The 25,394-nt window shown below is 73.9% G+C and carries 23 protein-coding genes; 10 read left to right on the top strand and 13 right to left on the bottom strand.

Annotated features, from left to right (window positions below):
- The 3 genes from L3i22_RS17325 to L3i22_RS17315 all read right to left on the bottom strand — a co-directional run bounded on the left by L3i22_RS17325 (window position 1) and on the right by L3i22_RS17315 (window position 4,160).
- Window positions 1-1,605, bottom strand: a complete 1,605-nt coding sequence (locus tag L3i22_RS17325) for a GNAT family N-acetyltransferase (protein ID WP_221327998.1) — start codon at window positions 1,603-1,605, stop codon at window positions 1-3.
- Between the two features lies 1 nt (window position 1,606).
- A complete protein-coding gene (locus L3i22_RS17320) occupies window positions 1,607-2,848 on the bottom strand; it encodes a DUF6271 family protein (RefSeq protein WP_221327997.1) in 1,242 nt (413 codons plus the stop codon).
- A gap of 169 nt (window positions 2,849-3,017) precedes the next feature.
- On the bottom strand, window positions 3,018-4,160 hold the full coding sequence (locus tag L3i22_RS17315; RefSeq protein ID WP_221327996.1) for an MFS transporter: 1,143 nt from the start codon (window positions 4,158-4,160) through the stop codon (window positions 3,018-3,020).
- A 47-nt stretch (window positions 4,161-4,207) separates the two neighbouring features.
- On the opposite strand from L3i22_RS17315, the gene L3i22_RS17310 reads away from it, so the two are divergent.
- Window positions 4,208-5,617 carry a PLP-dependent aminotransferase family protein gene (locus L3i22_RS17310; RefSeq protein ID WP_221327995.1) on the top strand — a complete coding sequence of 470 codons (1,410 nt, stop codon included), beginning with the start codon at window positions 4,208-4,210 and terminating at the stop codon, window positions 5,615-5,617.
- Between the two features lie 174 nt (window positions 5,618-5,791).
- On the opposite strand, the gene L3i22_RS17305 is transcribed toward L3i22_RS17310, so the two are convergent.
- The gene (locus L3i22_RS17305; protein WP_255658324.1) at window positions 5,792-6,244 is read right to left on the bottom strand and encodes a MarR family winged helix-turn-helix transcriptional regulator; all 453 of its coding nucleotides are present in this window, start codon (window positions 6,242-6,244) and stop codon (window positions 5,792-5,794) included.
- A 934-nt stretch (window positions 6,245-7,178) separates the two neighbouring features.
- Between L3i22_RS17305 and L3i22_RS17300 the strand changes: the two genes are divergently transcribed.
- A complete protein-coding gene (locus L3i22_RS17300) occupies window positions 7,179-8,270 on the top strand; it encodes a pyridoxal-phosphate dependent enzyme (protein ID WP_221327994.1) in 1,092 nt (363 codons plus the stop codon).
- Window positions 8,271-8,344: 74 nt separating this feature from the next.
- Window positions 8,345-9,139, top strand: a complete 795-nt coding sequence (locus tag L3i22_RS17295) for a thioesterase family protein (protein ID WP_221327993.1) — start codon at window positions 8,345-8,347, stop codon at window positions 9,137-9,139.
- Window positions 9,140-9,171: 32 nt separating this feature from the next.
- On the opposite strand, the gene L3i22_RS17290 is transcribed toward L3i22_RS17295, so the two are convergent.
- On the bottom strand, window positions 9,172-9,606 hold the full coding sequence (locus tag L3i22_RS17290) for a MarR family winged helix-turn-helix transcriptional regulator (protein ID WP_221327992.1): 435 nt from the start codon (window positions 9,604-9,606) through the stop codon (window positions 9,172-9,174).
- A gap of 82 nt (window positions 9,607-9,688) precedes the next feature.
- Here L3i22_RS17290 and L3i22_RS17285 point away from each other — a divergent pair, with 82 nt between their 5' ends.
- From L3i22_RS17285 to L3i22_RS17270, 4 genes are all read left to right on the top strand, one after another.
- Window positions 9,689-11,761, top strand: coding sequence for an LLM class flavin-dependent oxidoreductase (locus L3i22_RS17285; protein WP_221327991.1), 2,073 nt, complete (start codon window positions 9,689-9,691; stop codon window positions 11,759-11,761).
- The gene (locus L3i22_RS17280; RefSeq protein WP_221327990.1) at window positions 11,758-12,663 is read left to right on the top strand and encodes an LLM class flavin-dependent oxidoreductase; all 906 of its coding nucleotides are present in this window, start codon (window positions 11,758-11,760) and stop codon (window positions 12,661-12,663) included. The genes L3i22_RS17285 and L3i22_RS17280 overlap by 4 nt, the downstream gene beginning before the upstream one ends.
- A gap of 31 nt (window positions 12,664-12,694) precedes the next feature.
- Window positions 12,695-13,210, top strand: coding sequence for a hypothetical protein (locus tag L3i22_RS17275; protein WP_221327989.1), 516 nt, complete (start codon window positions 12,695-12,697; stop codon window positions 13,208-13,210).
- 95 nt (window positions 13,211-13,305) lie between these two features.
- On the top strand, window positions 13,306-13,773 hold the full coding sequence (locus L3i22_RS17270) for a nitroreductase/quinone reductase family protein (RefSeq protein ID WP_221327988.1): 468 nt from the start codon (window positions 13,306-13,308) through the stop codon (window positions 13,771-13,773).
- A 1-nt stretch (window position 13,774) separates the two neighbouring features.
- On the opposite strand, the gene L3i22_RS17265 is transcribed toward L3i22_RS17270, so the two are convergent.
- The 3 genes from L3i22_RS17265 to L3i22_RS17255 all read right to left on the bottom strand — a co-directional run bounded on the left by L3i22_RS17265 (window position 13,775) and on the right by L3i22_RS17255 (window position 15,826).
- The gene (locus L3i22_RS17265) at window positions 13,775-14,182 is read right to left on the bottom strand and encodes a hypothetical protein (protein WP_221327987.1); all 408 of its coding nucleotides are present in this window, start codon (window positions 14,180-14,182) and stop codon (window positions 13,775-13,777) included.
- Window positions 14,183-14,252: 70 nt separating this feature from the next.
- Entirely contained in the window at window positions 14,253-14,990 is a 738-nt protein-coding gene (locus L3i22_RS17260; RefSeq protein ID WP_221327986.1) for an SDR family NAD(P)-dependent oxidoreductase, read from the bottom strand.
- A gap of 2 nt (window positions 14,991-14,992) precedes the next feature.
- Window positions 14,993-15,826, bottom strand: coding sequence for a TIGR03620 family F420-dependent LLM class oxidoreductase (locus L3i22_RS17255; RefSeq protein ID WP_221327985.1), 834 nt, complete (start codon window positions 15,824-15,826; stop codon window positions 14,993-14,995).
- Window positions 15,827-15,946: 120 nt separating this feature from the next.
- Here L3i22_RS17255 and L3i22_RS17250 point away from each other — a divergent pair, with 120 nt between their 5' ends.
- Complete coding sequence (locus L3i22_RS17250) at window positions 15,947-16,543, top strand: TetR/AcrR family transcriptional regulator (protein ID WP_221327984.1); 597 nt, start codon at window positions 15,947-15,949, stop codon at window positions 16,541-16,543.
- 6 nt (window positions 16,544-16,549) lie between these two features.
- Here L3i22_RS17250 and L3i22_RS17245 read toward each other — a convergent pair whose 3' ends face one another.
- Window positions 16,550-17,416 (bottom strand): NADP-dependent oxidoreductase, encoded by an 867-nt coding sequence (locus L3i22_RS17245; RefSeq protein ID WP_221327983.1) that lies wholly within the window; start codon window positions 17,414-17,416, stop codon window positions 16,550-16,552.
- A gap of 121 nt (window positions 17,417-17,537) precedes the next feature.
- Between L3i22_RS17245 and L3i22_RS17240 the strand changes: the two genes are divergently transcribed.
- On the top strand, window positions 17,538-19,586 hold the full coding sequence (locus tag L3i22_RS17240; RefSeq protein WP_221327982.1) for a helix-turn-helix transcriptional regulator: 2,049 nt from the start codon (window positions 17,538-17,540) through the stop codon (window positions 19,584-19,586).
- On the opposite strand, the gene L3i22_RS17235 is transcribed toward L3i22_RS17240, so the two are convergent.
- Window positions 19,546-20,406 carry an SAM-dependent methyltransferase gene (locus tag L3i22_RS17235; RefSeq protein WP_221327981.1) on the bottom strand — a complete coding sequence of 287 codons (861 nt, stop codon included), beginning with the start codon at window positions 20,404-20,406 and terminating at the stop codon, window positions 19,546-19,548. The two genes, L3i22_RS17240 and L3i22_RS17235, sit on opposite strands and share 41 nt — an antisense overlap.
- 56 nt (window positions 20,407-20,462) lie before the next feature.
- Here L3i22_RS17235 and L3i22_RS17230 point away from each other — a divergent pair, with 56 nt between their 5' ends.
- Window positions 20,463-20,933 (top strand): type II toxin-antitoxin system PemK/MazF family toxin, encoded by a 471-nt coding sequence (locus L3i22_RS17230; RefSeq protein WP_255658321.1) that lies wholly within the window; start codon window positions 20,463-20,465, stop codon window positions 20,931-20,933.
- Here L3i22_RS17230 and L3i22_RS17225 read toward each other — a convergent pair whose 3' ends face one another.
- The 3 genes from L3i22_RS17225 to L3i22_RS17215 form a co-directional block, all read right to left on the bottom strand.
- Window positions 20,934-21,647, bottom strand: coding sequence for a GTP pyrophosphokinase family protein (locus tag L3i22_RS17225; protein ID WP_255658320.1), 714 nt, complete (start codon window positions 21,645-21,647; stop codon window positions 20,934-20,936).
- Between the two features lie 229 nt (window positions 21,648-21,876).
- Entirely contained in the window at window positions 21,877-22,593 is a 717-nt protein-coding gene (locus tag L3i22_RS17220; RefSeq protein WP_221327979.1) for an alpha/beta fold hydrolase, read from the bottom strand.
- A 73-nt stretch (window positions 22,594-22,666) separates the two neighbouring features.
- Entirely contained in the window at window positions 22,667-25,384 is a 2,718-nt protein-coding gene (locus L3i22_RS17215) for a LuxR family transcriptional regulator (protein ID WP_221327978.1), read from the bottom strand.
- Window positions 25,385-25,394 lie beyond the last annotated feature (10 nt).

Genomic DNA, 25,394 nt, shown 5'->3' with positions numbered 1-25,394 from the left:
CTATTCCTTCAGGTCGCGGGACATGTAGACGGCGTCCGGGCCGTACCGGGCGGGCAGCGTCACCCGCGGCTGAACGCGGAAACCCAGTGACGACCAGAACCCGGCGGCGCCGTCGACGGCGACGAGCGAGATTCCTTCGTACGAAAGCAATTGCCCGGTTTTGATCAGGTGTTGCGCCAGCCGCCGTCCCCACCCGCGGCCGCGGAGATCGGGGTCGATGACCATGTCGTGCAGGTGCAGATCGGTGGAGCGGAACGCCGTGGTCTCGGCCCGGGCGAGGTCGGGGAAACGGCCCGGCGGGTACGGCAGCGCGAGCAGGTAGCCGCCGATCCGGTCGCCCAGGTCGAGCGCGAACGACGTCGCCGGGTGCGCCCGCGAGCGCAGCGCCTCCGGGGTCTCGGAGAGTTCCTGCTTGCCGTAGGCCTCGGCCTCGAGCGTGACGATCGCCGGCCAGTCGCCCGGCTCGATCGGGCGGATCCGCTCGGCGCGCACGGTCTCGCACGGCAGCGGGTCGAATCCGTTGAAACCGACCGTGGTGTAGCTGGTGGCATACGCCCCGGCCGCGTGGATCCAGACCGGATCGCCCGAGGTCAGCGCGGCCGGGACCGGCACCGCGACGCCCCCGCCGAGCACGTCGTCGCTGTCGCAGCTGGGCCCGGCCACCACCGCCGGCACCGCCGGACCACCGGCCCGGGTCGGGAACTCCAGGCGGTAGCGCAGCTGGTCACCCTCGTACAGGCCGTTGAACCGCCCGCAGCTCAGATAGAGCCAGGCCTCGTCCCGGACGGTCAGCCGCGCCACCCGCGCCCGGATCACACCGTGGTCGGCGACCAGGTAACGGCCGGGCTCCACGACGAACCCCAGGTCGCCGCCGGCCAGCTCGCGCAGCCGCCGCATGCCGGCCCGGATCGCCGCGAAGATCTCCGCGGTCGGCGGGGTCAGCCCCGGGTACCCGGCGGCCGGCAGCCCACCCCCGAGATTCACGTGGTCGAGACGGATCCCCTGGTCACGCAGCCGCGGCAGGAGTTCGGCCAGAGAATCAAAAGCCAATTGCCATCCGCGTACGGTCATCTGCTGCGACCCCACGTGCAGCGACAGTCCGGCCGGCACGAGTCCGAGCGAGCGCGCCAGCACGAGCACCGACACCGGGTCGCCGCTGCCGCACTTGCCGGTCAGCCCCCACACCGCCCCGGCCCCGGTGGTCGTCACCCGGCAGAACACCCGGCTGCCCGGCGCGTGCGCGGCGATCGCCCGCACGTCCTCGGCACAGTCGGTGGCGTAGGTGCCGATCCCGAGCCGGTACGCCGCCGCGATGTCGGCGTCCGACTTGACGGTGTTGCCGTAGTGCACCCGGCGCGGGCGCACCCCGGTCCGCAGCGCCTGCCGGATCTCGCCGGGGCTGGCGGCGTCGAAGCCCGCGCCCAGGTCGGCGAGGCCGGTCAGCACGTCGTCGACCGGGCACGCCTTCATCGCGAACCGCACGTCGGCGCCGGGCAGCTCGGCGAGCAGCCGCCGGTACTGGTTCTCGATGCCGGTCAGGTCGTAGACGATCCGGTCGGTGTCGGCCGCGGCCAGCGCGGCGCTCAGGTGCGGGGCGGGCGGCATCTCAGACGGACGTCACGCGGGCGGCCGCGATCAACGCCGCCCAGTCGTCGATCAGCAGCGCGTAGTCGTCCATGTCCCGGCGCGCCTCGATCAGCAGCGTGTCCCGGCGGGCCCGGACCTGGTCGGCGACCTGGGTGAACCGGCCGCCGAGCCGCCGGTACGCGGCCTCCATCGCGTCGGCGGTCGCCTCGTTCGGCTCGCGCGGCTGCCAGGTGCTCGCCCGCACCAGGGCGGCGATATCGGCCGGGTCGTCGGTGGTCATCCGCTGGTAGACGAAGTGCAGGTAGTACATCGACAGGATGAACTTGGCGAACCGCATCTGATAGGCGAGGAAACCCGCGTCGCTCTTGCGCTCGGCGGTGTGGAAATTGACGATGTGCCGATTGTGCAGAAGCCCGGGCAGGCCGCCCTTGTCGGCGACGTGAATGAGAAAATAGTCGCTGCCGATGGTGTCCGTGGCGGTCGGCAGCGGCACCCGCTCGTGCAATCCGTAAAAGCTGATGTTGTGCATGTCGACGCGCATCGGGTCGACCACGGAGAGAATCGCGTGGTCGCCGTCGAACGGCGCGCTGCCGGTGAACGAGTCGTCGACGAGGGCCCGCTTCTCCTCGTCGGTGCTGCCCGGCGCGGCCCAGAGGCTGACCAGGTCGTAATAGGCGTCGTGGTCCCGGATGTCCTCGATGTCGACGGACATCTCCCCGACGAACGAGGCGCCGGCCATCGCCACCGGCAGGTCCCGGAGCCGGTCGTCGAGGCGGATCTCGGTGGCCGCGACCTCCCCGGCCGGTCTCCCCAGCGCGGAGAGCTCGGCGTCGATCGGGAAGACCTTCTCCCCCGCGTACGTCTGGAAGTACAGATCCGAGTCGCGGCGGTGCACGGAGTCGCAGCCCAGCGCGGCCGCGATCAGGAACGCGCGGTTGGTGCAGGCGCCGTAGGAGACGCCGCGCGGCTGCATCAGGTCGAGCAGCAGATCCGGCTTGGCGACGTCGGCCGTGGCGATCACCCGGCGCAGGAACTCCCGCTGGCGGGCGTCGTCGAGATGCCAGACGTGCGCGGCTGCGGACAGCGCCGCCGCGTGCGCCGCGAAATGGTCCGAGGAGTCCAGCACCAGCAGTTGCACGTCGACGCCGAAACGCGCGGCGGCGTATTCCGCCTCGGCGACGACTTCGGCGAGCGTCGCGACGCACTCACGGTTGGTCGGCACCACCAGACAGATCCGGCGGCGCTGCTTCGGGCCATTCACGCGCGTTTCCCCCGTCTTTCCACCCGTTGCAGAATCGACGGCGCAGGACATCGGCGCCCGCCGATCAGGACAACGCGAGGAACCTAACGGACCACGCACGGGGTGACAACTAGGACACCCGTCACATGTCGGAAAACACCTGGTCGACACCGGTTCCGGAACTTTTTGATCAGCGCGGTGCCCCTCGCAGCAGGGCGAAGGCGGGCAGCATCGACGCCGCGGTCAGCACGAAGACCCACTGATATCCGTACGCCGTGACGAGGAACCCGGCAACCAGCGCGCCGGCGGCCATCCCGAGGTCGTAGGCGGAATTCCAGATCGCGCTGACGGTGAGCGCCTGGTCCGGCGCCCGGTCGTACATCAGCGTCAGTGTGGTGTTCTGCAGCAGACCGAAACCGATCCCGAACGCCAGCGCCCCGCCGACGACCGCCGCCGGCGATCCGGTCAGCGCCAGCGCCGCCATCCCCAGCACCGCGAGGACCAGCCCGGACGCCAGCAGCCGGGCCGCTCCCCCGCGGTCGCCGAGCCGGCCGGCGACCCAGCGCGCGGCGGTGGCCGCGGTCGGCTGGACCAGCAGCGCGGTCGCGGCGACCCAGGCCGGCCGGCCGATCAGGGCCAGCGGAAGAAACGTCACGAGCACGCCGACCGCCGCGGTCGAAAAGGCGAAGACCGCCGCCGGCCGGCGCAGGTCCCGCCGCAGAAGTCCGGCGAGGACGCCGCTGTTCCGCTCGGTGCCGTCCGGGGCCGCCCGGCCCGGCAGCGCGGGGATCGACGCCAGCGCCGCGAGGGTCAGCACCGCGGTCGCCGCGAACACCGGCGCGAATCCCCAGCGTGCGGCCGCCCACACCCCGGCCGGCAGCGCGACGATGCTGGTCATGCCGCTGACCAGCCCGACGACCGCGAGCCCCTCGCCGCGGCGATCCGCGGGCACGCTCTCCGCGGTGAGCGCCCCGCCGGCGACCGTGCAGATCGCGAACCCGAGCCCGCGAACCACACTCACCGTGAGGATGGTGGCCGGGCTCGCGTCGGCGATCAGGATCACCGTCGGTAGCCCGAGCAGCGTCAGCCCGAGCGCCAGTGACCGCCGGTAGCCGAGCCGGGCGGTCAGGCGCGGCGTGCCCAGCTCGCCCAGCACGGTGGCGACCAGCAGCGCGACCGTGGCAAGGCCGGCCGCCAGATCCGAACCGGACTGCTTGGCGAACAGCGGCACCACCGACAGCGGCAGGTAGAAGCCGATCGCCGCTCCCATGACCGAGAGCAATCGGATCAGAAGGGACCGGGTGACGATCCGGGCGGGTGCGTCGATGCTCATGTCGACGACGCTAGGCACCAACCGGACCATTGATAAGGTCCGGTTCCATGCGCGTGGAGTGGGCCGGTTCCGGTCCGGAGCTGCTGGTGACGATCGACCGGGGCGGTGCCACCGGGCTGCGGACCCAGCTGGAGGACCAGTTACGCGCGGCGATCCGGGCCGGTCGGCTGGCCGGCGGCGAGCCGCTGCCGTCGTCGCGGGAGCTCGCCCGCGCGCTCGGCCTGTCGCGCGGGCTGGTCCAGGACGCGTACGCGCAGCTGCAGGCCGAGGGCTATCTGACCAGCCGGCCGGGATCGGCCACCCGGGTCGCGGCGGCGGCCGCCACGCCGGCCGCCGCGTCGCCGGAGCCGGCCGGGCCACCCGACCGGCATCGGGTCGCCGACTTCCGGCACGGCGTGCCCGACCTGGGCCTGGCCCCGCGCGAGGCCTGGGCGTGGGCGATGCGCGAGGTGTGCCGGACCGCGCCGGACACCGCCTTCGACTACGGCGAGGCCGCCGGCCGGCCGCGGCTGCGCGCGGTGCTGGCGTCCTACCTGACCCGGGTCCGGGCGGTCGTCGCCACCCCCGGCGACCTGCTCGTCTGCGCCGGGATGCAGCAGGCGCTGAGCCTGGTCACGACCGTGCTCGCCGCCGAGGGCATCGGCACGGTCGCCTTCGAGGACCCGGGCAGCTTCGCCGGCCTGGCCGGGACGCCGGTGCCGGTGGACGAGCACGGTCTGGACGTGGCCGCGCTGCGGCGCCGCGGCGCCCGCGCGGTGCTGGTGACGCCGGCGCACCAGTGGCCGACCGGCGTCGTGCTCTCCGGCGAACGCCGGCTGGAACTGATCAGCTGGGCGCGGGACTGCGACGGCTTCGTCATCGAGGACGACTACGACGCCGAGTTCCGCTACGACCGGGATCCGGTCGGCTCGCTGCAGGGCCTCGCGCCGGACCGGGTCATCTCGCTCGGCACGGTCAGCAAGTCCCTGACGCCGGCTCTGCGCCTGGGCTGGATCGTCGCCCCGGCACGGCTCCTGGCCCCGCTGACCAGGGTCAAAAACCTCGCCGATCGGGGCAGCCCCGGCCTGGACCAGCTGGCCCTGGCCCTGCTGCTGGAGTCCGGCCGCTACGACCGTCACCTGCGCAAGGTCCGCGCGGAGTACGCCGCCCGACGGGAAACCCTGGTCACGACGTTGTCGCGGCTCGCCCCGGGCCTTCCGGTGACCGGACTGGCCGCCGGCTTCCACGCGATCCTGCACCTGCCGGCCGGCACGTCCGAGGCGGCCTTCGTCGCGGCGGCCGCGCGGCGCGGGGTCGGCCTCTACGGCATGGCCGCCCTGCACCGGACCGTCACCGACCCGCCTCCGCGGCTGATCCTCGGCTTCGGCAACACGTCCCGGCACGAGATCGAGGCCGGCCTGAGCGCCGTCGCCGACCTGCTGCGCGACCCCACGCGTGCGGGCTCGGGCGGTGGATGAGCTCCTGGGTGCGGCCGTGCGACCGCAGCGGCACGTCCGACTCCACCTTGAGCCGCGCGACGGTCGCGGGCAGGTGCCGTATCCGGATCACCCAGGCGTCGTGGGCGGTCTGCTCCTGGCCGGCCGCCAGGATCCGGTCTTTCCTGGACAGACTCGCATCACGGCCGGAAAAGGTCAGCCGGTCGGCAGTCCGATCTGGTCGCGCTCCAGAGCCGCCCGCAGGTCGGCCATCGCCTGTGCGACCGCGCTGATCGCACCCGGCGCCAGGTTCCGCTCCAGCAGCTCGGTCAGCACCGCGTCGACGGTCTGCTCGGCCGCCGTGGCCAGCTCGGCGCCCTCGGGAGTGAGCGCGAGCAGCGACGACCGCCGATCCACCGGATTCGGCTGCCGCACGACCAGCCCGCGCGCCTCCAGCCGGTCGATCCCCTTGCTGGTCGCGCCGATCCCGATGGCGAACGTGGCCGCGATGTCGGCGACCCGGCACCCGGCATGGTCCCGCACGAACCGCAGGAACTCGAACTGCGACGTCACGATCCCGTGCCGGTCCCGCAGCCGGTCGTTGGCGGCGTTGTAGAGCCGGGTCTCACAGCGCACGAGGTCGTCGAAGAGCGCGGTTGTCGATGCCACGGAAGGTATCCTACATTGGTTGCCAAGGAATATACTTCCAAGACATCTATTACGTACGGGGCAGCCCCGCCCCGAGGCCGACTACGCCCTCGACCACGCCGCCCTGCTCCTCACCCAGCAGCTCCGGTCAGGAACCCAGCAGTAGCTCCCGCCGGACCTGCCGATTCCGCAGCAGCTCCACGACATCGGGCACGTCGGCGAAGACGGTCCCGGCACCGGGCTTCCAGTGGCTCCACTGCCGGCTTGCCTGGCACCGCTGCCCGTCGGCCGGTCGCGGCGGCGGCCTGCTCACTGTTTTGCTTGCCAGGCCCCGCCCGCTGCCGGTCACCGCTGCGGCCGCCACTGCAGGCGGTTGCCGCTCGCGGTGCCTTCGGAGGTACGCCGTGGGCCCGCCCCGCCGACGCCGCAAGCCCCCGGCTGGCCCACAGGTGCGCCTCAGCCCGGTCGAGTCACCCCTGACCACCAGCCGCAACCGCCCGGCTGGCACTCAGGGCAGTCCCGGCGCGCTTGAACAGCCCTCACGACCAGCCGGGGCGGACGAGCTGGTGACCACGGCTGCCGAAGGTGCCCGGAACAGCCATGACGACAAGCCGAGCGGGACGAGCTGGCTACCACGGCTACCACTAAGATCGCTTGCGGGCCTGGGCAGCGAGGATCCGTCCGCCTCCGCGACCTCAAGGCTCCCGTAGGCCTCGTGGATCTGCTTCAGCAGGTCCACGACCAGCGCGGCCACCGTACGATAGCCGTCGCTCATCTCCCGCAACGGGAACCGGTGGCCGCCACGTTCCACCCACAGGCCGTCGGAGTCGACGTCCTGGATCGCGTATCCGTCCGGCAGGAGGCCATCGCCGAGGACGGCGAGCGCGACCGCCTTGAGCCTATCCAGGCACCTTCGTGGCGGCGCGCCTCGCCATGGTCGTACTAAGGTCGAAAGGTGATCTCGCTCGCGATCGGACAGCGATCGCTGGGTGACACCCGGATCAGGTTTCCGCTCTGGCCGCCGCTGACCAGCGGTTGCCCGGCGACGAGCAGTGCGGAGATCGCCTACCCGGTCGACGTCGACTACGACTACGAGCTGGTGGGCGAGTTCCGGCCGGACCGCTACGCGGCGCTCCTGCCCCCGCTGCTCGCGCCGGGACTGGGTGAGGGCGGCACCCCGCTGATCGAGTTGGAGCCGGGGATATTCGTCAAGGACGAGTCCCGCAACCCCACCTGGAGCCACAAGGACCGCCTCAACCGTTGCGCGATCAGCGCCGCGGTCGGGGTGGGCGCGCCGGGTGTCGTGGTCGCCTCGTCCGGCAACCACGGGGCTTCCGCGGCGGCGTACGCGGCCCGCGCCGGCCTGTCGTGCGTGGTGATCACCGGGCCCGATCCGCAGCCGGCGGTGGCCGCGTTCCTGCGTGCCTACGGTGCGACCGTCGTCAGCGTGCCCTGGGAGGATCGCTGGCCGTTGATGCGGCAGATGGCCGAACGGGACGGGCTACATCCGGTCAGCAGCACGACGGTCACCCACACCGGCCACCCCTTCGGTCCGGAGGGGTACAAGACGATCGCCTACGAGATCCACGCCGACCTGGGCACGCCCGCGGCTGTCTTCGTCCCGACCGGCTACGGCGAGCTTCTCTTCGGTGTGTGGAAGGGCTTCGCCGAGCTCGAACGACTGGGGCTCGCGGATCGGACACCGCGCATGATCGCCTGCGAGCCGGCCGCGGCCGCACCGCTGGTCAAGGCGATCCGGCAGAACGTCCCGGCGGCCCGGGTCGAGGTCGGCCCGACCGACGCCCACTCGATCGTGTCTCCGGTCAGCGGCTATCGCGGCCTGCTGGCCGTCCGTGGCAGCGGCGGCCGGGCGCTCGCCGTCGACGACACCCGGTTGCGGGCGGCCCAGGCGGAACTCGCGCGCGCCGGCCTGTGGACCGAGCTCTCCAGCGCCGCCGGCCTGGCCGGGCTGCGCAGCGTCGGCCCCTTCGACGGGCCGGTGGTGTGCGTCTCCACATCGAGCGGGTTCAAGGATCTGATCGCCTGACCTGGCGCCCGGCCACTGAGACGGGCCGGGAACGAGCCGGAGCCGGCAACGGGGCCGGGATCTAGAGTCGGGGGATGAGCGAGAAGGCGTTCTATCTGCCGGTGGGGGACGACGAGTTCGAGTCGACGCCGGCGACCGCCAGCCCGTGGGACTTCAGCCTGCAGCACGGTGGGCCGCCGGCCGCGCTGCTGGCCCGGGCGATCGAGCGGTGCGACCCGGACGAGGGGCTGCCGATCGCGCGGATCAGCGTGGACTTTCTCGGCGGGATTCCGCAGGGGCGGATCCGGACCGAGGCGCGGGTGGTGCGGCCCGGGCGGCGGGTCGAGCTGGTCGAGGCGAAGCTGTACGCGAACGGCAAGCTCGCCGTGCAGGCGTCCGCGTGGCGGATCCGGCAGCAGCCGGGGGCGACCGCGCACGTGGCGACGCCGGCCCTGACGCCACCGCCGCTGCCGGGGGCGACGCCGGCGCCGGAGGTCTACTTCGAGGGGGTCGGCGCCGGGTGGGGCTACGGCGAGGCCATCGAGTGGCGGTTCGTCGAGAGCGGCTTCAACCGGCTCGGCCCGGCGCAGGTCTGGACCCGGGTGCGGATTCCGCTGGTCGACGGCGAGGAGACCGGGGCACTGCAGCGGATGCTGGTGGTCGCTGACTCGGCGAACGGGCTGTCCGGCGAGGTGCCGCTGACCGGGTGGCTGTTCATCCCGCCGACGCTGACCGTCACCGTGCAGCGGGCGCCCGCGTCGCCGTGGATGTTCCTGGACGTGGCGACCACGATCGGGCCGGACGGCACCGGCATCGCCGGCGGCACGATGAGCGACGACCACGGCCTGCTGTGCCGGATCGCGCAGCCGCTGCTGGTGGCGCCGCGCTGAGGTCCGCCGCCGGCGCTGCCGGCGGCGCCGCGCTAGTGTCCGCTGTGCGAACGGGGCAGGCCGGCGACCACCCGTTCGGAGATGGTGGCCAGGGTGGCGAGCTGCTCGGCGGTCAGCACGTCGCCGAAGTAGCGGCGGACCGCGGCCTCGTGGCAGTCCCGCGCGGCGGTGATCTGGGCGCGACCCTTTTCGGTCAGGTGGATGACCGCGCCGGGGGCCTTCTCGATCAGGCCGCGCTGCTCCATCCGGCGCAGCTGGTGGGACAGGCGTGACTTCTCCCAGGCCAGGCCGCAGCGCAGGGCGACCGAGCGGACGCTGGTCTCGCCGGACTGCTCGATGAAGAACAGGATGTCGAAGTCGGCTTCCGACAGGCCGGTCGAGCGGCCCAGCTCCCGGTTGATCTGGCCGTTGAGCAGCACCCGCATGCGCTGGTACGCCTGCCAGGTGCTGAGAACATCGGGGGTCACGATCGGAATCCTACGTCCGTTTGCAGATCAGGTCCGGGTTGATGTATCAACTAGTTGACGCATCAACCCGTGGAGGACCGCGATGACACATCCAACCCGATTCGGCGCGCTGGTCACCTCGGTGGCCGGGGCGCGCCGGGCCGAGGAGCTGGGCTACGACCTGGTCGCGGTCCCCGGGGCACCCGACGGCGGTGACGACTGGACGCTGCTGACCTGGATCGCCGGCCACACCGCCACGATCGGCCTGGTCGCGACCGGGCTGAGCGTCGCGAGCCGGGAGCCGGCCGTGCTCGCCCGCGCCGCGGCCAGCCTCGACCTGCTCTCCGGCGGGCGGCTGAGCCTGGCGCTGACCGGCGAGCACCTGGACGAGGTGGCCGCGATCGTGCGCGGGGTGCTGGACGCCGGGGAGGCCGGGCCGCTGCGCTTCGCCGGGGCGCACCACCACGTGCCCAAGGCCCAGCGCGGGCCGCTGCCGGCGCACCGCATCCCGCTCTGGCTGACCGGGAGCGATCAGCGGTCGCTGCGGCTGGCCGGGCGCACGGCCGATGCCTGGGTTGCCGACCTCGACCTGATCAGCGCGGATGAGTTGGCCACGGCGTACAAGTCAATTGATGCGGCGGCGATCGAGGCGGACCGTGACCCTGGGGAAATCCGGCGGGTTCTGATCGTCGGTCCGGGCCTCGGCCCGGCCGAGCTCGCCGCGCTCGGCGCGGACACCTTCCTGGTGCGCGCGGACGAACTGCCCGAGCTGACTCCCTGGGAGACCATGCGGTCCGGCGCCGGCTCAGAGCTTTTCAGACCCGCTTCGGTACGGGCGAAGCGCCGCCCCGGCATCGACTACGACGGCGTGCCCGCGAGCCTGGCCGCCACCGCGGTCGAGCCCGGCGACCTGGACTACCCGCGGGTCCGCTCGACCTACATGCGGGGCGGCTCCCCCGGCCTGGTCCTGCGCCCGCGCACGACCGCCGAGGTCATCGACGCGCTGGCGTTCGTCCGCGCGCACCCGGACCTGCCGTTCGGCCTGCGCAGTGCCGGGCACGGGGTCAGCGGCCGGTCCACGAACGACGGCGGCATCGTGGTCAGCCTCGCCGCGATGAACACGATCGAGATCCTCGACGAGTCCCGGCGGCTGATCAGAGTCGGTCCGGGCGCCCGCTGGATGGACGTCGCGCAGGCCCTCGACCCGTTCGGCTGGGCGCTGAGCTCCGGCGACTACGGCGGCGTCGGCGTCGGCGGGCTGGCCACCGCCGGCGGGGTCGGCTGGCTGGCCCGCAAGCACGGGCTGACCATCGATCACCTGACCGCGGTGGAGATGGTGCTCGCCGACGGCCGCGTGGTGCGCGCCTCGGCGAGCGAGAACGCCGACCTGTTCTGGGCGGTCCGCGGCGCCGGCGCGAACTTCGGCGTGGTCACCTCGTTCGAGTTCGAGGTGTACGAGGTCGGCAACGTCGGCTTCGCCCAGCTCGTGATGGCCGCCGACGACCCGGCCGAGCTGCTGGTCAAGTGGGGCCGGGCGATCGAGGAGGCGCCGCGCGACGTCAGCGGCCAGCTGATCATGGGGCCGCCGCGGCCCGGGCAGCCGGCGTTCGCGCAGCTGATGGCTGTGGTCGACAACGACGACCCGGAGACGATCATCGAGCAGCTGCAGCCGATCGCGCAGATCGCGCCGCTGTACCAGCAGAACGTGGTGCTCACGCCGTACACCGGGGTGATCTCGAACGCCGCCGACGGCGGCTACCACCAGGGGGCGGGCGAGCCGGTCTCCCGGTCCGGCCTGATCGAGCACCTCACCCCGGAGTTCGCGCGGGCCGCGATGGACCTGCTGGCCAGTGGGGCGGTGCACTGGTTCCAGATCCGCACGGTCGGTGGCGCGGTGGCCGACGTCGCGCCGGAGGAGACCGCCTACGCCCATCGCTCGGCGAACTTCTCGGTGATCGTGATGGGCTCCTCGAAGCGCCGGGTGGACGCCGGCTGGGCCACCCTGGCCGGTCATTTCGAGGGTCTCTATCTGAGCTTCGACACCGATCAGAGCGTGGCGACCGTCGAGGCCGCGTTCCCGCCGGCCACCCTCGACCGACTGCGCGAGCTCAAGCACCGCTACGACCCGGGCAACCTGTTCCGCGACAACTTCAACATCAAGGCGGCGACCCGATGACCGACTACGGCCACGATCTGCTCTTCGGAACGTTCATCACGCCCACCGCGCAGCCGGTGCACCAGGCGGTCGAGCTGGCCGTCGTCGCCGACCGGGCCGGGCTCGACCTGGCGACTTTCCAGGACCATCCGTACCTGCCGAAGTTCCACGACACCTGGACGCTGATCTCGTACGTGGCGGCGCGCACCGAGCGCATCCGGCTCAGCGGCAACGTGCTCAGCCTGCCGCTGCGGCAGCCGGCCGTGCTGGCCCGCAGCCACGCGAGCCTGGACCGGCTCACCGGCGGGCGGATCGAGCTGGGGCTGGGTGCCGGCGCGTTCTGGGACGGCATCGAGGCGATGGGCGCCCGGCGGCTCACCCCCGGCCAGGCGGTCTCCGCGCTCGGCGAGGCGATCAAGGTGATCCGCGCGGTCTGGGACGCCGACCGGCCCGGGCCGGTCAACGTGCACGGCGAGTACTACCAGGTCGAGGGGCTCAAGCGGGGGCCGGCGCCGGCGCACGACATGAGCATCTGGATCGGCGCGTACAAGCCGCGGATGCTGCGGCTGATCGGGCGGGCCGCGGACGGGGTGCTGCCGTCGCTGTCGTACCTGGAGGGCGGGCCGGGCGACTACGCCACGATCAACAAGCACATCGACGACAGCGCCAGGGAGGCCGGCCGGGACCCGGCGCAGGTCCGCCGGCTGCTCAACATCAACGGGACGTTCAGCGGGTTCGGGCGCTCGTTCCTGAACGGGCCGGCCGAGCAGTGGGCCGAGGACCTCGCCGGGCTGGTCCTGGAACACGGGATCAGCACGTTCATCCTGGCCGGCGACGACCCGGCGGCGATCGAGGAGTTCGCCGGGGACGTCGCCCCGGCCGTGCGCGAGCTGGTCGCCGCCGAGCGCGGCGGCCCGGGCTGAGCCGGGCGGACCGGCGTGCCAGGATCCACCCATGGTGCGATCCATCGAAGTGACGGCCGTCCTCGGGCTCGGCGGCGCCCGGTCCCACAACGTGCACTGGACCGGGCGGATCGAGATCAGCCTCGACTGCTTCGTCTGCCGGCGCAACGGGCGCACCACCGAGGTGCAGCACGGCGACGAGGAGGGCAGCTGCTCCGGCGACGGGCGGCCCGGGTGGATCGCGCGGCACCCGGCGCCGGTGCGGGTGTCCGCTTTCGACAGCACCGATCTCGAAGGAAGCGGGGAATCCGGGCGGACCGTCCTGCGTGCCGTGGTGGACCAGTGGTGGGCGCCGTTCCACGACGCCAAGCGGGACGAGCCGGCGCTCGCCCTGACCGCGAGGCCGTGGGTGCGGCTGCACCTCGGGTACCTGTGCCCGGAGCCGCTCGGGGCCGGCACCTTCTCCACCCAGACGAACCTGGGCCGGCCGCACACGGTCGGCTGCGCGCAGTGCGGGGAGCCGATCGCCACCGACCACGAGACACCGCGGATCCGGCTGCTGACCTGAGCGGACTCCGGCGGGCGGGGCGGGTCTTACGCCGTACCGTCGCAAGATTTTGATCGGGTCTTGCGGCGGCGGCGGAGGTCCGGAAGAGTCGCGGTATGGCCGAGGAGCAGGCGGGCCGGGCGCAGACCCTCGCCCTGCAGGGCGTCGCGAACCGGATCGTCCGCGGGCTGCTGCGGACGCCGCTGATCTCGCGCGGCATCGGCCGGCGCCTGATCACGCTGTACGTGGTCGGTCGCAAGTCCGGTAAGCGGTACACCGTCCCGGTCGCCTACACGCGGCACGAGGGGACCCTGCTGATCGGGTCGCCGTTCGGGTGGGGCCGGAATCTGCGCACCGGCGAGCCGGTCGAGGTCCGGTTCAAGGGCCGCAAACGCCGGGCCGACGTGGTCGTGCACACCGGCGAGGCCGAGGTGGTCGCGGACTACGCGATCATCGCGCGCGACAACCACAACTTCGCCGGCTTCAACCACATCGGCCTCGACGACCAGGGCGAACCGGAGCCGGCCGACCTGCACCTGGCCTGGGCCGCCGGGGCCCGGTCGTTCCGGCTGAGCCTGCGCTGACTCAACCGGCCTGCCCGGTCGCCTTCTGGAAGATCGCCACCTGCGCCGCGGTGCGCGGGCCGGTGAGTCGCGCGGCGGCCAGCCCGCGCGGGCTCCACCCGGAGTCCAGCAGGGTCTGCCACTGAGCGCCGTTGAGCGACAGCACCCGCAGCGCCGGGAACGCCGCGATCGCGGGCAGGTCGGCGACGGCCGCGCCGGAGACGTCCAGCCGGAGCAGGCCGGGCACCGCGGCCAGCCCGGCGATCCGGACCGGCTCGGTGTTGCCGGCCAGGCTGAGATAGGCGAGCTCCGGCGCGCCCGCGAGCCGGCCGGGCTCGAAACCCGCCGCGGTCACGTCGACCAGCTCGACCGGCACTCCGGTGGGGAGGGTGAGGTCGACGTCGATCGGCATGAGCTGTCTGGCATCCACGATCGGCAATATTGCCACCCGTGGTCGAGGCGGGACCCCGGTCCGCGCCCGGGCCGGGGTCCCGGGCCGGTCAGACCTGGCTGGCGCCGCCGTCCACGTAGACCTCCGCGCCGGTCATGAACGAGCTGGCGTCCGAGGCCAGGAACGCGACCACGTCGGCGATCTCCGACGGCTTGCCCAGGCGGTTCATCGGCACCCCGCTGGCCAGCCCCTTGAGCAGCTGCTCGGCGGCGGCCGGGTCGGGGGCCAGGCCGCTGAGGCCGGGCGTCTCGATCGGTCCGGGCGCGATGCTGTTGACCCGGATCTCCCGGCCCACCAGCTCCGCCGCCCAGCTGCGGGTGAACGAGCGCAGCGCCGCCTTGCTGGCCGCGTAGACGCTGAACGACGCGGCCCCCTTCACGTCGATGTTCGAGCTCGTGATGATCACCGACGCACCCCGGTTGAGCAGCGGCAGCACGGTCTGCACGGTGAACAGCGTGCCGCCCACGTTGGTGTTGAACGTGTCCGCGTAGTGCTGCCAGGTGATGTCCCCGAGCCCGGCGAACTCGCCCCCGCCGGCGTTGGCGAACAGCACGTCGAGCCCGTCGCCGCGGCGCCGGATCTCGTCGGCGACCCGGGCGAGGTCGTCCAGGTTCGCCACGTCGGCGCGGATCCCGGTGGCGTTCGCGCCGATCGAGGCGACGGCCTCGTCGAGCGCGTCCTGCCGGCGGCCGGTCAGGAAGACGTGCGTGCCGTCCGCGGCCAGGCGGCGGGCGGCGGCCAGGCCGATGCCGGAGGTGGCGCCGGTGACGAGTGCGGTCTTGGTCATGATCAGTTCTCCTTCGAAAGAAATGCCAGCTCACGCCACTGCGTGAGGGGAGGAACAGCGGATCCGAGCACGTGTACGGCGACGTGGTCCGCCCCCGCGTCGAGGTGTTCGCGGACCCGCCGGGCGATGTCGTCGGCGGTCCCGTGCGCGACCAGCGCGTCGATGAGCCGGTCGCTCCCGCCGGGCACCAGGTCGTCGTCGGTGAAGCCCAGGCGTTTGAGGTTGGCGCGGTAGGTCGGGAAGCCCAGGAACATCCCGATGCCGGCCCGGGCCGCCGCCCGCGCCTCGGCGACGTCCGTGCCGAGGAAGACCGCCTGATGCGGCGCGATCAGCGGGCTCGGTCCGACCTGCCCCCGGTACGCCGACACGTAGTCCGGGGTCACCAGGAACGGATGCCAGCCGGCGGTGCGGGTGACCGCCAGGTCGACCATCTTCGGCCCGAGTGCCCCGAGCAGCTGCCGGCCCGGCCCGAGCCGGTCCAGGTAGTGCCGCATCGAGGCGACCGGGCTGCCGTAGTCCTGCCCGTGCGCGGCCGCCCCGGCGGGACTGCCGATGCCGAGTCCGAGCAGGACCCGGTCCGCGCGGGCCGCGGCCCACGGGGCCAGGTCCGCGGCCGGCTGTCCCCAGATGTTCAGGACCCCGGTGACCACCTGGCTGTGCGGCGCGGCGGCCAGCAGGTGGTCGACGTCGTCGAGGACGCCGGCCCCGTCCAGGCCGGGCAGCCAGATCGTGCGCCACCCGAGCTGGTCCAGCTCGGCCGCGGCGTCCCGCACCGCCGGTCGCCCGGCGCCGCGTAACTCCATGCTCCAGACGCCGACGCGCCCCAGAGTCTCCATGATCCTGCCCCCCATTTCCGTACCGCTCGGTACCGAATGACGGAACGCTAGCACGCGACCGGTTATTTCTGTACCGATCGGTTAAGATGAGGTGCGTCACGACGACGGGGAGGCACCGGGATGACCACCAGGGAGCGCGGACGGCCGCGGGGCTTCGACGCCGACGCGGCCCTGGACCGGGCCGTCGAGGTGTTCTGGCGCCAGGGCTACGAGGGCGCGTCGCTCAGCGACCTGACCGCGGCGATGGGCATCAACCGCACGAGCATGTACGCGGCGTACGGCAACAAGGACGAGCTGTTCCGGCGCGCGGTCACCCGCTACGCCGAGTTCGACATGGCCTACGCGCGGGCCGCCCTGGCGCAGCCCACCGCGTACACCGTGATCGAAGCCTTTCTCCGAGCCAACGCCGACGCGCTGACCAGGGAAGATCGCCCCGCCGGATGCCTGTCGATCCAGGGCGGGCTGGCCTGCGGCAGCGACGACGGCCACATCGCGCAGTTCCTGGCCGCGAGCCGGCTGGCCGGTGAGGCGGCCCTGGCCGAGCGCCTCACCCGCGCGGTGACCGAGGGCGACCTGCCCGCCGGGACGGATCCGGTCGCCCTGGCCCGCTACGTGATGGTGGTCAGCGAGGGCAACGCCGTGCACGCCACCGCGGGAGTCGGCCGCGCCGCCCTGCACGCCACGGTCGACCTGGCCCTGCGCGCCGTCCCCCGCTGAAGACCCTCAGACCTCAAGAACGAATTTGGTACGGACGGAGCCACTCTCCAGCCGCGCGTGTGCCGACCCGGCCTCGGCCAGCGGCACCACGGTCCGCGCCTGCGGGGTGAGCCCGGCCCCGAACACCGTCGCCAGCGCCGCCCGCACCCGCGACGGCTCGATCTCGGACAGCACCACCCCGAGCGCCGCGGCCCGGTGGTCGGACAGCGTGATCACCCGCTCCGGCCCACCGGCCAGCTCGATCATCGCGGGCAGATCGGCGCGGCCGGACGCGTCGAACACCGCGTCGACGGGCCCGGCCGCCACCGCGTGATAGTCCACCGGCGTCGCGCCGAGCCCCTCGACCAGCGCGAAGTCGTCCGGCCGGACCGCCGCCACCACCGTGATGCCGCGGGCCACCGCGAGCTGGGTCGCGATCAGCCCGACCGAGCCGGCCGCGCCCAGCAGCAGCATCGTCTCCCCCGCCACCACCGCGAGCTGGTCGAGCACCCGGACCGCGGCCTCCCCGGAGGCGGGCAGCGCGGCGGCCTCGGCCCACGAGACGGCCGGCGGCTTGAGCGTCCAGTGGTCGGCGACCACCAGTTCCGCATAGCCGCCCAGCTCCGGCAGCAGGACCGCCACCTCGTCCCCGGCCGCGACGTCATCCACCCCGAGCCCGACGCTCTCCACCACGCCCGCGGCCTCGAATCCGAGCACGCTGCCGGGGAATCGCGCCCCGAGCTTGCCGGACCGGATGGCCAGGTCGGTCGGGCCGACCCCGGCGGCACGCACGGCGACCCGGATCTGCCCGGCGTCCGGCGCGCCCACCTCGATCTCACCGAGCCGCAGCACGTCCGGAGGTCCATAGCCGTCGAGAAGAATCGCCCTGGTCATGCCCCGACCCTATGTCGATCTTGAAGGGGGGCCGGGCGCCCGGCGGCCGTTTGGGTCATTCCGCAGTCACGTGACGGATCTCGCGGCCCGCCGGGAGCCGGATTTAGGTACCTTTCGGCGGGTGACACGCGCGCACCCGCTCGACGAGCCCGGCCCGGCACTGGTGATCGTCGGGGACGACGCCGGGGCCGTGCTGGACGACGCGGCCGCCGAGGCCACCCGGCTCGGGCGCCCGGTGCTGCGGGTGACCGGCGTCGAGGCGGAGGCCGGCCTCGCCTACGCCGGGCTGGAGCGGCTGCTCCGCCCGCTGGTGCCGGCCGCCGCGGACCGCCTGATCGACCAGGTCCTGGCCGGTGACCACCCGGACCGGCGGGCCTACCGGGTCGCGCTGGCGATGCTGGACCGGCTCGAACCGGGCACGCTGCTGGTCGCCGGCCAGGCGCAGTGGCTCGACGAGGAGACCTGGCAGGTCCTGACGATCGCCGGGCGGCGGCTCGGCGACGCGTCCCTGCTGCTCGGCATGCCGGACGACGCCCCGGCCAGGCGCCGGCTCGACGGCTCCGGCCTGCGCGTGCTCGGGCCGGACGAGACCGGCGCCGAGCGGTGCGAGGCGGTGGCGCGGCAGGCGTGGCGGCGTGGGGCGACCCGGGACGCGGCCGTCGCGTGGGGGCGGGCCGGGCGGCTCTCCGCGGACCCGCAGCGGCGGGCGTACCGGTACTTCCAGGCGGCGGTGTGCGCACGGGACGCCGGGGCGGCCGAGGTCGTCCGGGAGATGCTCGACCTGGTCGATCGCGGCCGGCTCGGCGAGCCCGAGCAGCTGTGGCTGACCTGGCACGACAGTGGCGCCGGGGCGGACCTCGAGGTCACCGGCACCCGGCTGCTCGCCTTCGCGCGGGTCGCCGACGCGGCGTTCGACCTCGCCGGCGAGGTGGTCCTGCAGCTCTTCTTCGTGCCGCTGACGCCGGCCGTCCGCGCGGCGATCGCCGGGTCGGCGCGCCGCCCCGGGCTGCCGGCCGCCCGGGCCGCCGCCCTGCCCGCGCTGGCCGGCCCGGTCGAGCACGGCGCGGAGCTGCGGGCCGGGCTGGCGCGGTTCCTGTCCACCGCGTACGTCGACGCGCCCGAGCAGATCATGCTGGCCTGGGCCGCGCTCGCGGCCGGCGCGGTGGCCCCGGCCCGGACCCTGATCGCCGCCGGGATCGCCCGGTGCCGCGCCCAGCAGCGACTCGGCCGGCTCACCGAGGCGCTGGTCACCGACGCGTGGATCGGCGTCTTCCGGGCCGACGCGCACGCGATCGAGCGCGCCGCGGACGAGGCGATCACGCTCGCCGGGCAGACCGCGCAGCCGTGGTGGGCGATCCTCGCGCGGCTGGCCCGGGGCATGGCCGCGGCCCTGCGGGGCGACCGGGCGGCGGCCGAGGCGATCGCCGACGCCTCGGTCCGGGAGCTGCTGCCGAACGGCGCGCACCTGATCTGCCTCGGTCAGCTCGTGCGGGGCACGGCCGCGCTCGCGGTCGGCGACGCGGTGGCCGCGTTCGATCATCTGGGGCGGATGTTCGACCGCGGCGACATCGCCTGCCACCCGACGGTCCGCTTCTGGGCGCTCGGCTCGCTCGCCGAGGCCGCCGTGCTCTCCGGCCGGACCGCCGAGCTCGAGCCGCTGCTCACCGAGCTGGACGCGGAGGCCGGCAGCGGCTCACCGGCGCTGGTCCGGGGCCTGTTCGCCGCCCGGGTGCTGCTGCGGCTGCACCGGTCGCCGGCCGGGCACTCGCCCGAGCAGGTCGCCGAGGTGCTGCCGGCGCATCCCTTCGACAAGGCGCGGGCGGATCTCGCGTACGGCGTGAGCCTGCGCCGCGACCGCCGGAGCGCCGAGGCCCGCCCGTACCTGCGGGCCGCCGCCAGCCTGTTCGACGCGCACGGCGCCACCGCCTGGGCCGCCCGCGCCCGCCTGGAGCTGCGCGCCACCGGCGAGTCCGTCGGCCGGCCGGACCGGGAGGCGCTGACCGCGCAGGAGACCCGGATCGCCGAGCTGGCCGCGCGGGGGCTGACCAACAAGGAGATCGCCCAGCGCCTGTTCCTGTCGCCGCGCACGGTCAGCAGCCACCTCTACCGGATCTTCCCGAAGCTGGGCGTCACCACTCGCGCCGAGCTGCCCGCCGCGCTGACCGATTAACCCTGGTCACCCGGGCGATCAGGCCGTTGCAGGCGACGTCCTCGACGCGCGGGCGCGGGCCGGGGGCGTCCTCGGCCCACCACTGCGAGACCGACTGCACGCCCGGGCCGACCGGCGTCAGGTCGGGGCGGGCGAAGAGCTCGGCCAGCTCCACCCCGCTGCGCGACTGCGACTGCGCCTCGGCGACCGCGCGGACCGCCTTGTACTCCTCCGGGGTCATGTATTCGAGGGTGACGTGTGTGGCGACCACGTAGCTGCCGTCGGGCAGCGCGTCGATCAGCGTGTCGAGGATGCCGCGCGGGTCCTCCGCGTCCCGGATGAAGTGCAGGATCGCGATCAGCATCAGCGCGACCGGCCGGGTCAGGTCCAGGGTCTGCCGCAGGTCCGCGTCGCCGAGGATCCGGGCCGGGTCGCGCAGGTCGGCGTCGAGGTAGGCGGTCCTGCCGCGCGGGTCGCCGGCCAGCAGCGCGCGGGCGTGGGCGAGCACCAGCGGATCGTTGTCGGCGTAGACGATCCGGCTGGTGGGGTCGATCTCCTGGGCGATCTCGTGGGTGTTCGGCGAGGTCGGGATGCCGGTGCCGATGTCCAGGAACTGCCGGATACCCTGCCGGGCCAGGAAGCGCACGGCGCGGTGCAGGAACCAGCGGTTCTCGTGCACGGTGAGGCGGACCAGCGGCATCCGCTCCTCGATCTGGCGCGCGGACTCCCGGTCGGCCTCGAAGTTGTCCTTGCCGCCCAGCCAGTAGTCGTAGCGCCGGGCCGGATGCGGCCGGCTGGTGTCCAGCCTCGAATCGGACACGAGCCCTCCCGAACAGTCCATAGTGGTCGTTCCCGCACACCTTACGACGCCGCCGCATGATCCGGTACGGTGCCGCGATGGGCAGAATCCTCACGGGCATCTCGGGCACGTTGCGGCGGGTCAGCGGCCGGCGGACCGGTCCGGTCCCGACCGACAAGCGGCTGGTGCCCACCCGCGAGCGCGGCCGGCACCTGGTCTACGCGCCGAACCTGGACGGCGACGCCGACCCGGGCGAGATCGTCTGGACCTGGGTGGAGTACGAGGAGGACGCGAGCAAGGGCAAGGACCGCCCGGTCCTGGTCGTCGGGCGGGACGGGCGCACCCTGCTCGGCCTGATGCTCTCCAGCCAGGACGAGCGCAACGGCCGGCGGCACTGGCTGGCGCTCGGCCCCGGCGAGTGGGACCGCGACAAGCGGCCCAGCTGGCTGCGGCTGGACCGGGTCCTGGAGGTCGAGGAGACCGGCATCCGCCGCGAGGGCGCGATCCTGGACCCGATGCGCTTCGCCCGGGTCGCGGCGATCCTGAAACGGAACTACAACTGGAAGTGATCAGTGCCGGGGGCCGTGGATCTCCTGGTGCAGGCGCTCCATCCGCTGGTCCAGGCGGGCCGCGTCCTCGGCCGCGGCGGCCAGCTCGGCGCGCAGCGCGGGCGGCACGTCGGCGTCGTGCTTGTAGTAGATCTTGTGTTCCAGGCTCGCCCAGAAGTCCATCGCGACCGTGCGCAGCTGGACCTCCACCGGGACCGCGACGACCTGGTCGGAGAGGAACACCGGGATCTCCACGATCAGGTGCAGGCTGCGGTAGCCGTTCGCCTTCGGCTCGGCGATGTAGTCCTTCGTCGTGACCAGGTGGATGTCCGGCTGCTGGGTCAGCATCCGGGCGACCGTGTAGACGTCCGGCACGAAGCCGCAGACGATCCGGATGCCGGCGATGTCGCGGACCCGGGACCGCAGGTCGTCGATGGTCAGCGGGCAGTCGATCCGGCGCGCCTTGGCGGCGATGCTGCCCAGGGTCTTCAGGCGCGGGCTGACGTGCTCGATCGGGTTGCCGCGACCGCGGTGCGCGAGCTCCTCGGCCAGGATGTTGATCTTCGTGCCGATCTCGGCCAGGCCGAACCGGTACACCATCAGGAACGTGTTCAGCTCGGACCGCAGGTGATGCGGCATTTCCGGTTCCGGGGCGGTGAAGATCAACGGGTGCAGTCGCGCGACCTGCCGGTCACCTGCGCCGAGGGTTCCCCGCTGGGGATGCTCGGTGGTCACGATCTTCTCTCCTCGGTGCGTCCGGTGGCCCCTCCACCGTCAATCGGCAGTCCCGGCGCGCACAGTAGCGGACCGCCGCTCGGCCCGCCCGGGAACCACACGAACGAAGCGTGACACGGGTGGCCTCACCCGCAACACGCTGCACCGCAAAGATAGTGGCCGAAGACGCCGGGGCGGCCCGGATCGACACGCCGGCCGCTCCGGACCCGCCCGCACCCCGGCGCAGGGGTCAGCCGGCGACCGCCTTGAGGATCGTCTCGGCGACCGCGCCCGGCTGCGAGACGGTCAGGGCGTGCCCGGCACCGGCGATCTCGCGCAGCTCCCGGCCCTGAGCGCGCTCGGCCATGAACCGCAGCGCCGCCGCCGGGATGTTGCGGTCCGCGTCGCCCCAGACGAACCAGCTGGGCAGCGTCCGCCAGGCCGGCTCGCCGACCAGGCCGGCGGCCAGCGCCCGCTCGGCCACCGGCCGCTGCGTCGCGGCCATCAGCGCCGCCACCTCGGGGTCGACGTCCGCGGCGAACTGCTCCGGGAACCTGGCCACGTCGATCGACAGCTCGACCCCGCCCTCGGTCAGCGGCCGCGCGGTCACCGCGTCCCCGAGGGTGCTGCCGGGGAACCTCCCGGAGAGCTCCAGGGCGCTCTCCCCGGTGTCCGGGGCAAAGGCAGAGACGAAGACCAGGCCTTTGACGTACGGATTCCGCCCCGCCGCCTGCGTGATGACCTGACCCCCGTAGGAGTGCCCGGCCAGCACCACCGGCCGTTCGAGCGACGCGACCACGTCCCGGACGTACGCGGCGTCGCGCTCCAGGCTCCGCAGCGGGTTGGCCGCCGCCACCGCGGTCACCCCCTGCTCGGCCAGCCGCTCGAGCACCCCGTCCCAGCTGGCCGACTCCGCGAACGCCCCGTGCACCAGCACCACGACCGGCTCGTTCCCGATCCCCGACATGTCTGCTCCTCCCGTTCGGCGGACCTCGCCTGGCGGCGACCGTAGGGGGCCGTTTGTGGAGAAACAGTGGGCGTCAGCCGAGCCCGGCGATCGCCTCGCGCAGCGCGCCGCGGCCGCTGATGCCGAGCTTCGGGTAGACCCGGTACAGATGGGCGCCGACCGTGCGGTGCGACAGGAACAGGTGGTCGGCGATCTCCTTGTTGGTCCGGCCCTCGGCGGCGAGCCGGGCGATCTGCAGCTCCTGCGCGGTCAGCGCGGCGCCGCGGGGCAGGTCCGCGGTCTCCGGCACGGCCACCCCGGCGGCGCGCGCCTCGGCGTCGGCCCGGGCCAGCCACGGCCGGGCGCCGGCCGCCCGGAACGCGTCGGCCGCGGCGGCCAGCTCGGCCCGGGCCTCGTTGATCCGGCGCTGCCGGCGCAGCCACTCGCCGTAGACCAGCCGGGTCCGGGCGATCTGCAGCGGATAGTCGGCCGCCCCCGGGACCGCGAGCGCGTCGCGGAAGCACGGCTCGCCGTCGTCCTCGGCCAGCAGCCCCTCCGCGCGCAGCAGCAACGACCGCAGCAGCGGGCTGGAGAACGAGGCGGTCTGCTCCCGGGCCTCCGCGAGACGTTCGGCGAACGGCCGCGCGTAGCCGGCCCGGCAGGCCGCCTCGGCCAGATCGGCGATCGCCAGCAGCCCCAGGTTCGGGATCTCGCAGGCCGCGGTCAGCTCGATGTACGCGTGCCAGTGCCGGCCCGCGCCGAGCTCGGCCAGACCCTGGCTCCAGCGCTGCCACACGGTCATGTCCACCCGGATCGGGGTGCCCAGCGCCCGGCTGCGGGCCAGCGCCGCCGCGAGCTCCTCGGTCTCGCCGCGCCACGCGTGGACGTTCGCGACGATCGACTCGCCCAGCGCGTTCAGGAAGTGCTCACCGAGGTCGGCGGCGAGGCGGTTGCCCTCCTCGGCGGCGGCCAGCGCCTCGGTGAGCCGGCCCTGCACGGCGAGCGCCCGGCCGAGCAGGACGCCGCCGGTGGTCAGGTCACCGACCGCGCGCATCTCCCGGGCCCGCTCCCGGCCGGTGGCGATGTGCCGGGCGGCGAGCACCCAGTCGTGGGCCGGCTCGGCGGCCAGGGCCAGGCTCAGCACCAGGGTCGGGCTGGACGTCGCGGGGATCTCGCGCAGGTGCGTCAGGGCGGCCTCGCCGTACGCCACCGGGTCGAGCAGGGCGAGAGCGCCGATCGAGATCTGGCTCGCCACCGGGCCGGCCACCGCCCGCACGTCCTCGACGATCCGCCGGCGCACGTCCGGCCCGACGCCGTAGGCGGCGCAGTACATCGCGGTGCTGAACAGCAGGGCCAGCGCCAGGTACGCACCCTCGGGCCGCTCGGCGGTCGCGCCCGCCGCGGCCCGCCGGGCGATCGAGCCCACCTGCAGCGGATCGCGGTTGACCACCCCGGTGATCATGCCGATGACCTCCTCGGCGAGGGCCGCCCGGGCCAGCACGACCGGGTCGTCCGAGGTCTGGATCGCGGCGGCGGCCAGCCGAGCCGCGGCCGCGTTGAGCCCCGCCATCCGGCCGGTCTCGGCGGCGTGGGCGAACCGGCGGGCCCGGTCCGCGTCGGTGGCCGACAGGTCGGCGGCGCGCGCCCAGGAGCGGGCCGCGGCGCCGGTGTCGCCCCGGGTGGTCAGGGTCGCGGCCGCTTGCTCGAGATCCGCGGCGACCGCCTCGTCGGCCCCGGTGGTGGCGGCGGCGCGATGCCAGGCGGCGCCGGGCTGGTCCCCACCGGCGGTGAGCACGTCGGCGACGGCCTCGTGGACGGCGACCCGCCGGTCCCGGGCGGCCGCCTCGTACACCGCCGAGCGGACCAGCGGGTGCCGGAACCGCAGCTCGGCCTCGTCCGCCCGGACCAGGCCGGCCTCCTCGGCGGGCGCCAGGTCGGCCAGGCCGAGGCCCAGCCGCTCGGCCACCGCGGCCAGCTCGTCCAGCCGCGAGCCGGTGATCGCCGCGGCGATCAGCAGCACGTCCTGGGCCGGCCCGGGCAGGGCGGCGACCTGCCCGGCGAAGACCCGCTCGAGCCGCGCGGACAGCGGCAGCCGGGGATGCACCCCGCTCACCTCGGCCGGGTCGCGCCCGGCCAGGCCCCGGGCCAGCTCGATCAGGGCCAGCGGATTGCCCTCGGCCTCGTCGAGCACCAGCGCCCGGGCCCGCGAACCGAGCGCCGGGTTCGCCGCGCCGAGCACCTGGGCCGCGGCCGCGTCCGGCAGCCGGTCCAGCACCATCTCCGGCAGGCGCAGCGTGCCGAGCGGGCCGGGCGGCTCGGCGCGACAGGTGGCGACGATCAGGACCGGCACGTCCCGCAGCCGGCGGGCGACGAACGCGATCATGCCGAGGCTCGGCTCGTCGAGCCACTGCACGTCCTCCAGCACCAGCAGCAGCGGCCGGTCCCCGGCCAGGTCCTCCAGCAGGCTCAGCACCGCCACCGACAGCACCAGCCGGTCCGGCGACACGTCCGGGCCGATCCCGAACGCGCTGCGCAGGGCGTCGCGCTGCTGCGGGGGCAGGGCGGTGACCCGGTCGAACGCGCCGTGCAGCAGCTGGTGCAGGCCGGCCATCCCGATCGACGCCTCGCTCTGCACGCCGGCGCAGGTCAGCGCCTGGAAGCCGGTGTCGGCGGCGGCCCGCTCCAGCGCGGCGAGCAGGGTGGACTTGCCGATGCCGGCCTCGCCGCGCAGCACCACGGCGGCGGCCCGGCCGGCCCGGGCCTCGGACAACAGCTCCAGCAGTGCGGCGAGTTCCCGTTCACGACCGATCACGGCATGGACC

The sequence above is a fragment of the Actinoplanes sp. L3-i22 genome (genome assembly GCF_019704555.1).
GTDB lineage: Bacteria > Actinomycetota > Actinomycetes > Mycobacteriales > Micromonosporaceae > Actinoplanes.
This window is presented reverse-complemented; position numbering and strand designations above follow the sequence as displayed.

What these genes read in the sequence shown, in the direction of transcription:
- L3i22_RS17230 (WP_255658321.1), top strand. Translation starts at nt 20,463, where the DNA reads ATGGGCAGAATCCTCACGGGCATCTCGGGCACGTTGCGGCGGGTCAGC.
- L3i22_RS17325 (WP_221327998.1), bottom strand. Translation starts at nt 1,605, where the DNA reads ATGCCGCCCGCCCCGCACCTGAGCGCCGCGCTGGCCGCGGCCGACACC.
- L3i22_RS17310 (WP_221327995.1), top strand. Translation starts at nt 4,208, where the DNA reads ATGCGCGTGGAGTGGGCCGGTTCCGGTCCGGAGCTGCTGGTGACGATC.
- L3i22_RS17220 (WP_221327979.1), bottom strand. Translation starts at nt 22,593, where the DNA reads ATGTCGGGGATCGGGAACGAGCCGGTCGTGGTGCTGGTGCACGGGGCG.
- L3i22_RS17250 (WP_221327984.1), top strand. Translation starts at nt 15,947, where the DNA reads ATGACCACCAGGGAGCGCGGACGGCCGCGGGGCTTCGACGCCGACGCG.
- L3i22_RS17285 (WP_221327991.1), top strand. Translation starts at nt 9,689, where the DNA reads ATGACACATCCAACCCGATTCGGCGCGCTGGTCACCTCGGTGGCCGGG.
- L3i22_RS17315 (WP_221327996.1), bottom strand. Translation starts at nt 4,160, where the DNA reads ATGAGCATCGACGCACCCGCCCGGATCGTCACCCGGTCCCTTCTGATC.
- L3i22_RS17260 (WP_221327986.1), bottom strand. Translation starts at nt 14,990, where the DNA reads ATGACCAAGACCGCACTCGTCACCGGCGCCACCTCCGGCATCGGCCTG.
- L3i22_RS17280 (WP_221327990.1), top strand. Translation starts at nt 11,758, where the DNA reads ATGACCGACTACGGCCACGATCTGCTCTTCGGAACGTTCATCACGCCC.
- L3i22_RS17245 (WP_221327983.1), bottom strand. Translation starts at nt 17,416, where the DNA reads ATGACCAGGGCGATTCTTCTCGACGGCTATGGACCTCCGGACGTGCTG.
- L3i22_RS17270 (WP_221327988.1), top strand. Translation starts at nt 13,306, where the DNA reads ATGGCCGAGGAGCAGGCGGGCCGGGCGCAGACCCTCGCCCTGCAGGGC.
- L3i22_RS17235 (WP_221327981.1), bottom strand. Translation starts at nt 20,406, where the DNA reads ATGGACTGTTCGGGAGGGCTCGTGTCCGATTCGAGGCTGGACACCAGC.
- L3i22_RS17275 (WP_221327989.1), top strand. Translation starts at nt 12,695, where the DNA reads ATGGTGCGATCCATCGAAGTGACGGCCGTCCTCGGGCTCGGCGGCGCC.
- L3i22_RS17295 (WP_221327993.1), top strand. Translation starts at nt 8,345, where the DNA reads ATGAGCGAGAAGGCGTTCTATCTGCCGGTGGGGGACGACGAGTTCGAG.
- L3i22_RS17255 (WP_221327985.1), bottom strand. Translation starts at nt 15,826, where the DNA reads ATGGAGACTCTGGGGCGCGTCGGCGTCTGGAGCATGGAGTTACGCGGC.